Annotated in this window: 11 protein-coding genes; 4 read left to right on the forward strand and 7 right to left on the reverse strand. The window is 63.2% G+C overall.

The window, feature by feature from the left end:
• Window position 1: 1 nt before the first annotated feature.
• The gene (pheT, locus tag HFC70_RS14160; protein WP_168473905.1) at window positions 2–2,425 is read left to right on the forward strand and encodes a phenylalanine--tRNA ligase subunit beta; all 2,424 of its coding nucleotides are present in this window, start codon (window positions 2–4) and stop codon (window positions 2,423–2,425) included.
• 119 nt (window positions 2,426–2,544) lie between these two features.
• On the opposite strand, the gene HFC70_RS14165 is transcribed toward pheT, so the two are convergent.
• Window positions 2,545–3,546 (reverse strand): aldo/keto reductase, encoded by a 1,002-nt coding sequence (locus tag HFC70_RS14165; RefSeq protein ID WP_168473906.1) that lies wholly within the window; start codon window positions 3,544–3,546, stop codon window positions 2,545–2,547.
• Window positions 3,547–3,678: 132 nt separating this feature from the next.
• On the opposite strand from HFC70_RS14165, the gene HFC70_RS14170 reads away from it, so the two are divergent.
• A complete protein-coding gene (locus HFC70_RS14170; RefSeq protein WP_168473907.1) occupies window positions 3,679–4,569 on the forward strand; it encodes a LysR family transcriptional regulator in 891 nt (296 codons plus the stop codon).
• 4 nt (window positions 4,570–4,573) lie between these two features.
• Here the strand turns inward: HFC70_RS14170 and HFC70_RS14175 are convergent, their stop codons facing one another.
• The 4 genes from HFC70_RS14175 to HFC70_RS14190 form a co-directional block, all read right to left on the reverse strand.
• On the reverse strand, window positions 4,574–5,020 hold the full coding sequence (locus HFC70_RS14175) for a GNAT family N-acetyltransferase (RefSeq protein WP_168473908.1): 447 nt from the start codon (window positions 5,018–5,020) through the stop codon (window positions 4,574–4,576).
• Between the two features lie 7 nt (window positions 5,021–5,027).
• Window positions 5,028–5,978 carry an aldo/keto reductase gene (locus HFC70_RS14180; protein ID WP_168473909.1) on the reverse strand — a complete coding sequence of 317 codons (951 nt, stop codon included), beginning with the start codon at window positions 5,976–5,978 and terminating at the stop codon, window positions 5,028–5,030.
• A 96-nt stretch (window positions 5,979–6,074) separates the two neighbouring features.
• Complete coding sequence (locus tag HFC70_RS14185) at window positions 6,075–7,076, reverse strand: GlxA family transcriptional regulator (protein WP_368669651.1); 1,002 nt, start codon at window positions 7,074–7,076, stop codon at window positions 6,075–6,077.
• Window positions 7,073–7,633, reverse strand: a complete 561-nt coding sequence (locus HFC70_RS14190) for an isochorismatase family protein (RefSeq protein WP_168473910.1) — start codon at window positions 7,631–7,633, stop codon at window positions 7,073–7,075. Before HFC70_RS14190 ends, HFC70_RS14185 begins: the two co-directional genes overlap by 4 nt.
• 194 nt (window positions 7,634–7,827) lie before the next feature.
• On the opposite strand from HFC70_RS14190, the gene HFC70_RS14195 reads away from it, so the two are divergent.
• Complete coding sequence (locus HFC70_RS14195) at window positions 7,828–8,814, forward strand: Gfo/Idh/MocA family protein (protein WP_168473911.1); 987 nt, start codon at window positions 7,828–7,830, stop codon at window positions 8,812–8,814.
• Window positions 8,815–8,826: 12 nt separating this feature from the next.
• Here HFC70_RS14195 and HFC70_RS14200 read toward each other — a convergent pair whose 3' ends face one another.
• Both HFC70_RS14200 and HFC70_RS14205 read right to left on the reverse strand, forming a co-directional pair.
• Window positions 8,827–9,189, reverse strand: coding sequence for a GtrA family protein (locus HFC70_RS14200; protein ID WP_168473912.1), 363 nt, complete (start codon window positions 9,187–9,189; stop codon window positions 8,827–8,829).
• A gap of 11 nt (window positions 9,190–9,200) precedes the next feature.
• Complete coding sequence (locus HFC70_RS14205; protein ID WP_168473913.1) at window positions 9,201–10,208, reverse strand: glycosyltransferase; 1,008 nt, start codon at window positions 10,206–10,208, stop codon at window positions 9,201–9,203.
• A gap of 189 nt (window positions 10,209–10,397) precedes the next feature.
• Here HFC70_RS14205 and HFC70_RS14210 point away from each other — a divergent pair, with 189 nt between their 5' ends.
• Window positions 10,398–12,209, forward strand: a complete 1,812-nt coding sequence (locus HFC70_RS14210) for a hypothetical protein (protein WP_246735789.1) — start codon at window positions 10,398–10,400, stop codon at window positions 12,207–12,209.
• Window positions 12,210–12,231 lie beyond the last annotated feature (22 nt).

Below are 12,231 nucleotides of genomic sequence, written 5' to 3' on the forward strand. Positions count from 1 at the left end.
AATGAAATTCACCCTCTCCTGGCTCAAGGATCACCTTGATACCGATGCCACGCTCGACGAGATCTGCACGCGGCTGACCGCCATCGGCCTTGAGGTCGAGCATGTCGATGACAAGGCGGCCTACAAGCCGTTCGTGATCGCCAAGGTCCTGTCCGCCGAAAAACACCCGGAGGCGGACCGCCTGAAGGTTCTGATGGTCGATGCCGGTGACGGCAAGCCGGTGCAGATCGTCTGCGGCGCGCCCAATGCCCGTGCTGGTCTGGTCGGCGCGCTTGCCCGCCCGGGCACTTACGTGCCGGGCATCGACGTGACGCTCGCTGTCGGCAAGATCCGTGGTGTCGAAAGCCACGGCATGATGTGCTCGGAAAAGGAGCTCGACATGTCGGACAATCATGATGGCATCATCGACCTGCCCGCCGATGCGCCGGTCGGCACGAGCTTCGCGTCCTACGCCGGCCTTGACGATCCGGTCATCGAGATCAACCTGACGCCGAACCGTCCGGACTGCACCTCGATCTACGGCATCGCCCGCGATCTGGCCGCCTCCGGCCTCGGCCGGTTGAAGGTGGCGAAGGCGCCGTCCTTCAAGGTCGAAGGTGATACTTCGGTCACGGTCAAGATCGTGCTGGACGACGAAAGGCTCTGCCCGGGCTTTGCCTATCGCCTGGTGCGCGGTGTCAAGAACGGCCCGAGCCCGAAATGGATGCAGCAGCGCCTGCTGGCCATCGGCCTTCGTCCGATCTCGGCGCTGGTCGACGTCACCAATTACATGACCTTCGACCAGGGCCGGCCGATGCATGTCTTCGACGCCAACAAGGTCAAGGGCGATCTGGTCGTGCGGCGTGCGCGGGAAGGCGAAACCATTCTGGCGCTCGACACCCGCACCTATGCGTTGAACCCGGCCAATGTTGTCATTGCCGACGATAACGGCCTGGAATCGATCGGCGGCATCATGGGCGGCGAGCATTCCGGCTGTGACGAAACCACCACCGACGTACTGATCGAATCCGCACTCTGGGATCCGATCAACATTGCCAAAACAGGCCGCAGCCACGGCATCATCACCGATGCGCGCTATCGCTTCGAGCGTGGCGTCGATCCGGAATATATGATGCCGGGCCTCGAGCGCACCACCGAGCTGGTGCTGGAGATGTGCGGCGGCACGGCGGCCGAAGCGAAGGTTGTTGGCTACGAAGGCTTTGAGCCGAAGATCGTCGACTTCCCCTTTTCCGAAGTCAAGCGCCTGACCGGCCTGACCGTTTCCGACGAGGAGAGCCGCCAGATCCTGACCGGCCTCGGCTTCGGTGTCAGCGGTGACGGGGACCGTGTTTCGGTCTCGGTGCCGTCCTGGCGCCCGGATGTGGACGGCAAGGCCGACCTGGTGGAAGAGGTCATGCGTATTCACGGCGTCGATCATATCAAGCCGGAACCGCTGCCCGCCATGGGCACGGTCAATGGCAAGATCCTCACCACGCTGCAGATCCGCACGCGCAGCGCCAAGCGGGCGCTCGCCAGCCGCGGCATGCTGGAAGCCGTCACCTGGTCCTTTATTTCTGAGCCGCATGCAAAACTGTTCGGCGGCGGCAAGCCCGAGCTGAAGCTCGCCAATCCGATTGCTGCTGACATGTCCGACATGCGACCGTCGCTTCTGCCTGGCCTGCTGACAGCCGCCCAGCGCAACGCCGATCGCGGCTTTGGCGATGTGGCCATCTTCGAAGTGTCCGGCACCTATGAGAGCGACAGGCCGGAAGGCCAGCGTCGCGTTGCCGGCGGCATCCGCCGTGGCACGGCCTCGATCAGCGGCGCCGGCCGCATGTGGTCGAATGCCGCCAAGGGCGGCGGCAAGCCGGTCGATGTCTATGATGCCAAGGCCGATGCGCTTGCCGTTCTCGAAGCCTGCGGCCTGCCGATGGCCAATGTGCAGATCGAGCAGGGCGGGCCTGCCTGGTATCACCCCGGCCGCTCCGGCACGATCAAGATGGGCCCGAAAACCGTGCTCGGCACGTTCGGTGAATTCCATCCCAAAACCTTGGAAACGCTGGATATCAGCGGTGTGCTGTGCGGCTTCGAGATCTATCTCGATGCCATGCAGGAGCCGAAGAAAAAGGCGACCCGCACCAAGCCGGCACTGGAGCTTTCTCCGTTCCAGATGGTCAAGCGCGACTTCGCCTTCGTCGTCGACAAGACGGTCGAGGCCGGCGCGATCATCAAGGCGGCCACCACCGCCGACCGCAAGCTGGTGACCGGCGTCAACGTCTTCGACATTTTCGAAGGCCCGTCCGTCGGCGAAGGCAAGAAATCGGTGGCGATCGAAGTCCTGATCCAGCCCGCCGACAAGACGCTGACCGACGAGGATTTCGACGCGCTGACCAAGAAGATCGTCGGCAATGTCGAAAAGAGCACCGGCGGCAGCCTGCGCGCCTGAATGCCGGTGTCTTTCACCTCAACAATAGGAAACGGCCGCGTCATTCGCGACCGTTTCCGTTTACATTTCGGCAGGGGGCTGAGACGTTGAAAATGGCGGCGCCGGCGGACAGAGGCCGGTTACTTGTTCGCCATCTGCGCCATGCGTTCCGGATACCGCGCCCCCGCCACCTTGGCCGGAGACAACAGGTCGCCGAGCGCCTGCGCTTCCTCCGTCGACAGCACGATATCGGCGGCGGCGACGTTCTTTTCCAGATTGGCGATCTTGGTGGTGCCGGGGATCGGCACGATGAAGTCGCCTTGGGCCAGCACCCAGGCCAGGGCCAGCTGGCCGGGCGTGACGCCCTTCTCGGCCGCCATCTGTTCCAGTGCCGTGATCAGCGCCAGGTTGGCATCGAAATTCTCCGCCTGAAAACGTGGCAGCGAGCGGCGGAAGTCGTTGTCGGCCATGCCGTCCAGCGTCTTCAGGGCGCCCGTCAGCACGCCGCGGCCCAGCGGCGAAAAGGGCACGAAGCCGATGCCGAGTTCGCGGCAGGTGTCGAGCACGCCGTTTTCTTCCGGATCGCGGGTCCATAGCGAATATTCGCTCTGGATGGCGGCGATCGGATGCACCGCGTGGGCGCGCCGCAGCGTTGCTGCACTGGCCTCCGAAAGGCCGATCGCCCGCACCTTGCCCTGGCGCACCAGGTCGGCCATGGCACCGACCGTATCCTCGATCGGAACGGCTGGATCGACGCGGTGCTGGTAGAAGAGATCGATGACCTCGATACCAAGCCGCTTCAGCGAGGCCTCAGCCACCTCGCGCACATGTTCGGGGCGAGAATCCGTGCCGGCGCCGCTGGCGTCATTCGGGTTGGCAGCATTGATCCTGAAGCCGAACTTGGTGGCGATCTTCACTTTGTCGCGATAGGCCTTCAAACCCTTGCCGACCAGGATCTCGTTGGTGAAGGGTCCGTAGATTTCGGCGGTGTCGAACAGGGTGACGCCAAGCTCGACGGCGCGGGCAAGTGTTGCCAGCGATCCCGCCTCGTCGCCGGTCGGCGTATAACCGTGGCTCATGCCCATGCAGCCAAGGCCAAGGGCGGATACGGTGAGTTCTGAACCGAGTTTGCGTGTCTTCATGAAATTATACCTCTCATTATCGATCGCCACTTGCCACTATTGATAGGCAACGGCGATGACGGCAAGATAGCGCGACGGGAGCTCGGCGATAATAGGTGCAATCGATCGTGGCTTGTTCTATCAAATAGAACAATGAACCGGATTCAACTCTCGCAGCTCGCCGTTCTGGCCGCCGTGGCCGAGGGCCGCAGCTTTCGCAAGGCCGCCGAGGAACTGGGCATCGCCCCGTCCGCCGTCAGCCACGCCGTGACGTCGCTGGAGGCAAGCCTCGGCGTGCGGCTGCTGGCCCGCACCACGCGCAGCGTCGCGCCGACCGAGGAGGGCCGGCGCCTGCTCGATGCCCTGTCGCCGGCGCTCGCCGATATCGACGATGCGCTGGCAGCCCTTGCCGAAAGCCGGGAGCATCCGGCCGGCGCCTTGCGGATTACCCTGCCAAGACTGGCTGTCGAACACCTGATCGCGCCGCGGCTCGGCGATTTCCTCAATCTTTATCCGGAGATCGAACTCGAACTGGTGTCCCATGACAGCTTCGACGATATCGTCGCGCAGGGCTTCGATGCCGGCTTGCGACTGGGTGAGCATCTGGAGGCCGACATGATTGCGGTCAAGGCCAGTGGTCCGTGGCGCGGCGCGGTAGTGGCCGCACCCAGCTATTTCGAGCACCACTCCCGCCCCGTCCATCCGCGCGAATTGATCGGCCACCGTTGCATTCGCCGGCGCTTTTCCAGCGGCCGGATCTACCGCTGGGAATTCGAAAAGGACGGCAAGGCGCTGGTGGTCGATGTTGGCGGGCCGCTGGTGCTGTCCGACGACCGGCTGATCCTGGCAGCGACCCTGAATGGTGCCGGCCTTGCCTATCTGTTCGATCAGCGGATCGCAGACGAGCTGGAGACCGGACGCCTGATCCGGGTGCTGGACGACTGGTGCGCACCCTTCGACGGCTTCCATATCTATTACCCGTCACGCCGCCAGATGCGCCCGGCGCTCCGGGCCTTCGTGGATTTCTTCCGCTACCGCGGCTGACCGGTCAGGCCAGTTCTATCCGATAGCGCACGAACCCGTCGGCCGGCGTGTAGCGGTCGTAGAGTTTGCGGGCGGTGGCATTGTCGTGGTTGGTGTGCCAGTAGAGCCGTGTCCAGCCCTTCGCCCTGCCAAGCGCGATGAGGTCGTCGATCAACGCCCGGCCCACACCCTGGCCGCGGAAGCGGGCGTCGAGATAGAGGTCTTCCAGATAGCAGTCCGGCGTGATCTCCCAGGTGGAATCGTGCCAATGGTGGATGGCAAAGCCGGCCATCTCGCCATCGACGAAGGCCAGCCGCATGGCGACGCGCGACTGCGGGTCGAGAATGCGCGACCAGGTGTGGGCGGTAATGTGCTCGGCCAGATCCACCTTGTAGAAGGAGAGATAGCCGGCCCACAGGCGGCGCCAATCGGTCTCATCGCCGGGCAGAGGATCGCGAATGTCCAGGGTCATGGTATCCTCACGCGCCGGCTTCGTTGAGAAGCGTCATGGCCTGCGGCGATAGCGTCAGTGTTCCCGCCTTGATCATCGCGTCGAGCTGGCCAAGGCTGGTGGCGCTGGCGATCGGCGCGGTGATGCCGGGGCGGGCGGCCACCCAGGCGATGGCAACGGTTGCCGGCGTCGTGCCGGTTTCGACGGCAACGAGATCGAGGGCGGCGAGGATGCGGCGGCCCTTGTCGTTCAGGTAGTCGCCGACCCGGTAACCGCGCGCCTTGCCCTCCGCATCGCCAATCTCGCGGTATTTGCCGGTCAGGAAGCCAGCCGCCAGCGCATAATAGCTGATCACGCCGATCTCTTCCTTTATGCACAGATCGCGCAGTGGGCCTTCGAATTTGTCGCGGGTGTAGAGATTGTATTCCGGCTGGATGACATCGTAGCGCGGCAGGCCGGCCTTGGCGGCGGCTGCAAAACTATCCGCCAGCAGGTCGGCCGGATAATTGGAGCAGCCGATGGCGCGGACCTTGCCCTGTTCCTTCAGCCTGGTAAAGGCGGCCAGCGTGTCCTCATGCGGCGTGTTCGGGTCGGGCTTGTGAGCCAGATAAAGGTCGATGTAGTCGGTCTGCAGACGGCGCAACGAGGCCTCGACCGCCGTGGCGATCCAGTCCTTGCCAAGCCCTGTTGCCTTGCCTCTGTTGTCGAAACCGACCTTAGTGACGATCACAGCCTTGTCGCGTGCCACCGAACCCTGCTTCAGCCATTTGCCGATGATCGTTTCACTCTCGCCACCTTCATGGCCATCGACCCAGGCCGAATAGACATCGGCCGTATCGATGGCATTGTAGCCGGCATCAAAAAACGCGTCGAGCAGCGTAAAGGACGTCTTCTCGTCGGCGGTCCAGCCGAACACATTGCCGCCGAACACGACAGGCGAAATGGAAAGGCCGGTCCGGCCAAGGGCTCGCATCTGCATGGGGTCGTTTCCTTTTTGCAATGCCTGTCACGGGACGATTGATGGCCGACCCTAGCAACCCGTTCGGTGATAGACCATTCAAATCCTTGAATGGGTTCAGGCCTCATGGCGATGGTCGCGCCGATACTGGCTCGGCGGTGCCGCATGATGCTCGGACCACACGCGTCGCAAATGCCGGGTCGAGGAAAAGCCGGCGCGTTCGGCCACGCTCTCCATGTCGAAACGGCTCTGGGACAGCAGATCGCGGGCAAGCGCAATCCGGATCGTGTTGATATAGGCAGTGACCGCAAAGCCGGTATGCTCACGGAACAGCCGCGTCATGTGCCGTTCGCTGAGTGCCGCGATGCGCGCCAGTTCGCCAAGGCTCCAGTCGCGCGCCGGATCGCCCATCACGGCATCCTGCACCCGGTGAATGGCCGGATGGATATGGTTGCGGCCCGACAGCCAGGGCGACAGTTGCGGATCGGACCCGCTGCGCCTCAGATAGATGACCATCTTGCGGGCGATCGCCAGCGCAACCTGGGCGCTGGTCAGCCGCGAGACGATATGCAGCATCAGGTCAATGCCGGTGGAAATGCCGGCGCTCGAAAGGCGATTGCCGTCCTCGACATAGAGCCGGTTTTCCAGAACCTGCGCGGTCGGGGCGAGCGCCTTCAGCTCGTCGATGCATTCGGCATGGGTGGTGCAGGCATGCCCCTCCAGCAGACCGGCCGCACCCGCCAGCAATGCGCCGGAACAGATCGTCACGAGCCGCGTGTCGGCCGTCACCGCTCGCGACAGCCAGGCGGTCAGGCTGCGCAATTCCGGATCGGTGCCGAGTTCCTCCTGTCCCACCGACAGACTGCCGGAAATCACCAGCATGGCGCCGGGCGGCAGGGTATCCGGCAGCGGCTCCAGACCATCCAGCATCAACCCGATCGAGGTTGTCTGGCGCGGCTGCGCGGAAATGTAACGGCAGTCGAACCGGATCGCCTGCTGCTCGGCATTGGCATATCGTAACACTTCCATTGGCCCCGCCACGTCGATCAGCAGGGCCTGCGGAGGCAGAAGCGTGAAGACCGGAACGACGTCCGGCGTCTGGCCGTCCGGTTGCGTCACGCGGCCAGCTTTCCGGCGGCCAGCGCCTCCTCGACGGTGGCGATCCGGGCAAAGCGGCCCTCCAGCACCAGCTCTGTTCGGGTGCGGATGTCGCTCGGCGAGAATGTCACGCCCGATGCATGGGTCATGGGGAAGGTCAGCATGGCCTCGCTGACGAAATCCACGGTAAAGCCGATATCGGCCGCATTGCGGGTGGTCGTCTCGCAGCATTGTTCGGTGCGGATGCCGGAGATGATCAGGCGGCCTATGCCTTTTTCACGCAGCCAGTCCTCAAGGCCGGTGCCGATCAGCGCCGAATGCACGTTCTTGTGGAACGTGACATCGGCCGGCACCGAAAGTTCAGCCAGGGTGCGCACGAAACCGCTTTCCAGCGTGAAAGGGGCATCACTGTCGACATGGAAAACCTGTACGACCGGGATGCCGGCGGCCCGCGCCCCGTCGATCAGCGCCTGCTGCTTCTCGACGAAGCCTGCAAGGTCATCATTGGTCCAGAATGGGCATTGGCGAAAGGATTCCTGCACGTCGATGACGATCAGGGCGGATTTGTCTGCGGACATTTTGGGCTCTCCAGCGTGTTGAAACGATACGGCAATGTAAGGCTTGGTTCAAAGCGCAAAAGCAGGAAGCCGGACGAAGACGGGACATTTTCGGCCAAAATGAAAATGTAATGCGCGCGATGTTCGAACGGCTGTGCATTGCACGCCGCATCTCCTTCGCCTAATGTCCGGCCAAAGTTCGTGGGAGGAAGCCTATGCTGCGTTTTGGAATTCTGTCGACGGCCAAGATCGGTCGTGATCTCGTCGTTCCGGCCATTCAGGATGCCGAAAACTGCGTCGTCACCGCCGTTGCCAGCCGCGACATCGCCAAGGCCCGCGCCATGGCCGACCGCTTCGGCGCGCCGCACGCCTTCGGCTCCTACGAGGACATGCTGGCCTCCGACCTGATCGACGCTGTCTATATCCCGCTACCGACCTCGCAGCATGTCGAATGGTCGATCAAGGCGGCTGATGCTGGCAAGCACGTGCTCTGCGAAAAGCCGATCGCTCTGAAGGCTTCCGATATCGACCAGGTGATCGCGGCCCGCGACCGCAATAAGGTGCTGGTGTCGGAGGCCTATATGGTCACCTATACGCCCGTCTGGCACAAGGTACGCGAACTGTTGCAGGCTGGCGCCGTTGGCCGCTTGCGCCATGTGCAGGGCGTATTCACCTATTTCAACCGCGATCCCGGCAATATGCGCAACGTGCCGGAACTGGGCGGCGGCGGACTGCCGGATATCGGCGTCTACCCGGCCATAACTACGCGTTTTGCCACCGGCCAGGAGCCACTGCGGGTCCAGGCCGTCACCGAGCGCGATCCGGAGTTCGGCACGGACATCTATTCGAGCGTCAAGGCCGATTTCGGCGATTTCGAAATGAGTTTCTACATCTCCACCCAGATGGCCAACCGCCAGTCCATGGTGTTCCACGGCACCGAAGGCTTCATCGAAGTGCGCTCACCCTTCAATGCCGACCGTTGGGGTGCGGAAGAGCTGGAGCTTTCCAACCGTTCGCACACGGAATCGCAGATCTTCCGCTTCCAGGACAGCCGACAGTACAAGCGCGAAGCCGAGGCCTTTGCCCGCGCGGCGCAGGGCGAGGCGCAGGAGATCGTCACGCTGGAGAATTCCAAGGCCAATCAGGCTTTCATCGACGCCATCTACAGGGCGAGCGACAAGGACGGCTGGGAGCCGGTCTGAGATCGTTCGCCTTCAGCGGTTGCGCAGAAAACGCGAATAGGCAAACAGGCCGAACGCGATCGCCGCCAGGCCCGACAGGGCCTGGGCCGTCAGCGGGTTTATCGTCGGCAGCGATGTCAGCAGTGCGAGCGAGAGCAGCAGGCTGACGATCGCCGAGATCAGCCCTGCCGATGCGTAGCGAAAGCCCTGACCTCTGATGGCGGCGACCTGTCCGGCGTGCAGCAGGCCAAAGAACAGCCAGCAAAGGCCGACCGTGGCCGCCATCGACAAAAGACAGGCGGTGATCGGCCCGAAAGGTTTCAGCGACAGGAGACCCCGAAGCAGACCTGCATCAAGGGCAAAGCCGAAGCACAGAAACATCGCGAACCGCAGCATCGGAAATGCCCTCAGGCGGCGTCGGCCTTGGGTCGCTTTGGCGCTTTGCCGACGGCAGTGCTGGCCGCGACAGGCTTTTTGGCAGGGGTGAAGGCCGGTGCCTGAGCCATGTAGTGAATGCGCAGCTGCTCGGCCCGCGAGCGCGCCACGGAATCAAGGATCGTTCCCGCCGTGAAGAACAGGAACGACATCATCATCAGCGCCATCGAGAACACCCATGTCGGCATGCGGCTGACGAGGCCCGTGGTGAAATATTCAAACAGCACCGGCGCCATGAACACCAGGCTGGCGGCAAGGAGGCCGGCGGCGAACACGCCGAAAAACGCGAAAGGCCGCGTTTCCTTCATCAGCATGGCGAACATCCACAGGATCTTTGCACCATCCTTGAAGGTCGAGAGCTTGGAATGGGACCCTTCCGGCCGCCGGCCGTAGTCGAGCTCCAGCTCGCAGACCGGCAATTTCAGGCGCGAGGCATGCACCGACATTTCCGTCTCGATCTCGAAGCCGCCGGACACGGCCGGAAAGCTCTTCACGTAGCGGCGCGAAAAGGCGCGGTAGCCGGACAGGATATCGGTGAAATCGGCGCCGAACAGGAAGCGATAGAGCCGATTGAACAGCCGGTTGCCGAAGGCGTGGCCATTGCGTCCGGCATCGTCATGCACGCCGCGCCGCGTTCCGACCACCATGTCGGCGCGCTCGGTCAGCAGCGTGCGGATCAGGTCTTCGGCGTCCTCGGGCGCATAGGTCCCGTCGCCATCGGCCATCAGGTAGATGTCGGCCTCGATATCGGCGAACATCCGGCGCACTACATGACCTTTGCCCTGGCGGCGTTCGCGCACGACGGTGGCGCCAGCCAGCATGGCCTGCAGCGCCGTTCCGTCCGTCGAGTTGTTGTCGTAGACATAGACCCGCGCATTCGGCAACGTTTCGCGAAAGCTGCGCACCACCGCACCGACGGTCGAAGCTTCGTTGAAGCACGGCAGAAGTACGGCCACATCAGGATAGTCGGCTGCGCTCATGATCTTTACTCGAAACGACGATGACAGGCCGACCCAACAGACGAGCCGGAGAGGCTTTACTATTTCTTGATAAGGTTAAGGCTAGGTTTCAGGTGCCGACCGGATTGGAAAAATATCGCCACGGGATGTTCGGCACTATCTTCGTGACGTTCGGGAGCTGGGTCTATGGTGGAAAAACTGGCGCGCCCAATGCGCAGCAGGCCCCTGTGGTCGCGCCCGGAGCTGGTCGTGCCCCTCTATTGCTTTGCCGTCATCCTGGCGATTGCGCTCCTCAATCTGCCGTTTGCAAGGGATTATGTCGGTGTCGACAACGACGATGCGATGCGACTGGTGGAGGTGCGCGACTTCCTGGCCGGCCAGAACTGGTTCGATCTGACCCAGTACCGGCTTGGCCTCGACGGCGGTGTGCTGATGCATTGGTCCCGCCTGATCGACCTGCCGATCGCCGGGCTGATCCGCGGCTTCGGTTTTTTCCTGCCGTCTGAGCGCGCCGAAGCAGCGGCGCTGCTGGTCTGGCCTCTGTTCCTGATCACGCCGCTGCTGGCCAGCATGGCGCTGGCCGGGCTCCGCATCGGCGGTCCCAAGGTCATGCATGTCGCGCTCGGCATGACGGCCCTGTTGATCATCACAACCAATCGCTTTCTGCCGGGCGCTATCGATCATCACAATGTTCAACTCGTGCTGGTCGCCTTTATCGCCGCCATGCTGGTCGACGGCGCCTATCGTGCCGCAAGTTTTGGTCTGGCGGGCGCGGCCTGCGCGCTGGCGCTGGCCATTGGCGCGGAAACGACGCCGCTGGTGGCCGCTGTCTGCCTGATCGTCGCCTTACAGTGGGCCTGGCATGGCGAACGTTTCCGCGTCGCGGCCGCCGCCTTCGCGTTGACGCTCTCGCTGGTCGTGTCACTGATCTTCTTCGGCACAGTGCCGCCGCGGCTCTACACGTTCATCACCTGCGACAGCCTTTCTCTCGGCTATTACGGCATGACGGCGATCGGCGGTTCACTGCTGTTTCTCTCCTCGATCTTCGCCAGCCGGTTTGGACGGACCACGCGATTTGCCATCCTGCTGGTCGATGGCGTGGTGCTTGCCGCCTCGGTTCTGGTGCTTGCCCCCCATTGCTTGCGCAATCCGCTCAGCGATCTCGATCCGATGCTGGTGACCCTATGGCTGAGCGGCGTGACCGAGGCGCAGAACATTGCCGGTCAGGCCCGCCATGATCCAGGTTCGCTCGGCGGCTTTTATGCCGTTGGCCTGTTCGGCATCGCGATCTGCCTTTTCCGTGCCCTGCGCAGGGATCGCACCGAACTGCATGTCATTCTGCTGGCGCTGATCTCGGTGTGCTGGGTCATTGCCCTTGTCCAGGTCCGGGGCGCGGTGTTTTCCAATCTGCTGGCCGTCTTGCCGCTGTCCCTGCTGATCATCGACCTCAGGCGTCATGCGGCCGAGGACCCGGAAGACCTCAGCGCCGGTTTTACCTATGTGATGACCGTTCTCATGGCCGTGCCTCCGGTCTGGGCGCTGGGCGGGGTCTTTCTGGCGGAAGGCACGGCCGGTCTTGCCAATCGCGCCCGCGAGAGCCGGGTGCTTAGCGCCGGCTCCACCGAGGCCGACTGCGTTTCCGGGCAGGCACTTCGGCAGTTGGCCGACCTGCCGGCCGGCACCGTCGCCGCACCCTCCGGCAGCGGCGCCCCAATCCTGCGGTTCACCGATCATCGTACCCTTTCGGCACCCTATCACCGAAACCAGGGCGGCATGCTGACCGAACTGCATATCGGCCTTGCCACGCCTGAGGAGGCTGAAGCCTTTGTCCGCGGCGCAGGCGTGTCCATCATCGCCTTCTGCCCGACGGATCCACAGACCGGCCGTATCGTCAATCTGAAGCCGGATGGACTCTATGCAGCCTTGAAACGGGGAGATATCCCGGCCTATCTCCAGCCTTTGCCGGCCATCGAGAATTCAGGGCTGACCATCTTCACAGTCAAACCGCCGGCAAACCAATAAAGCGGGCGAAGGCCCCGTCAGG

The organism is Agrobacterium sp. a22-2, assembly GCF_012276985.1.
Lineage (GTDB): Bacteria > Pseudomonadota > Alphaproteobacteria > Rhizobiales > Rhizobiaceae > Allorhizobium.

Coding starts and splice junctions, on each gene's coding strand:
- HFC70_RS14200 (WP_168473912.1), bottom strand. CDS start 9,189: ATGCTGCGGTTCGCGATGTTTCTGTGCTTCGGCTTTGCCCTTGATGCA.
- HFC70_RS14175 (WP_168473908.1), bottom strand. CDS start 5,020: ATGACCCTGGACATTCGCGATCCTCTGCCCGGCGATGAGACCGATTGG.
- HFC70_RS14170 (WP_168473907.1), top strand. CDS start 3,679: ATGAACCGGATTCAACTCTCGCAGCTCGCCGTTCTGGCCGCCGTGGCC.
- pheT (WP_168473905.1), top strand. CDS start 2: ATGAAATTCACCCTCTCCTGGCTCAAGGATCACCTTGATACCGATGCC.
- HFC70_RS14180 (WP_168473909.1), bottom strand. CDS start 5,978: ATGCAGATGCGAGCCCTTGGCCGGACCGGCCTTTCCATTTCGCCTGTC.
- HFC70_RS14210 (WP_246735789.1), top strand. CDS start 10,398: ATGCGCAGCAGGCCCCTGTGGTCGCGCCCGGAGCTGGTCGTGCCCCTC.
- HFC70_RS14165 (WP_168473906.1), bottom strand. CDS start 3,546: ATGAAGACACGCAAACTCGGTTCAGAACTCACCGTATCCGCCCTTGGC.
- HFC70_RS14205 (WP_168473913.1), bottom strand. CDS start 10,208: ATGAGCGCAGCCGACTATCCTGATGTGGCCGTACTTCTGCCGTGCTTC.
- HFC70_RS14190 (WP_168473910.1), bottom strand. CDS start 7,633: ATGTCCGCAGACAAATCCGCCCTGATCGTCATCGACGTGCAGGAATCC.
- HFC70_RS14195 (WP_168473911.1), top strand. CDS start 7,828: ATGCTGCGTTTTGGAATTCTGTCGACGGCCAAGATCGGTCGTGATCTC.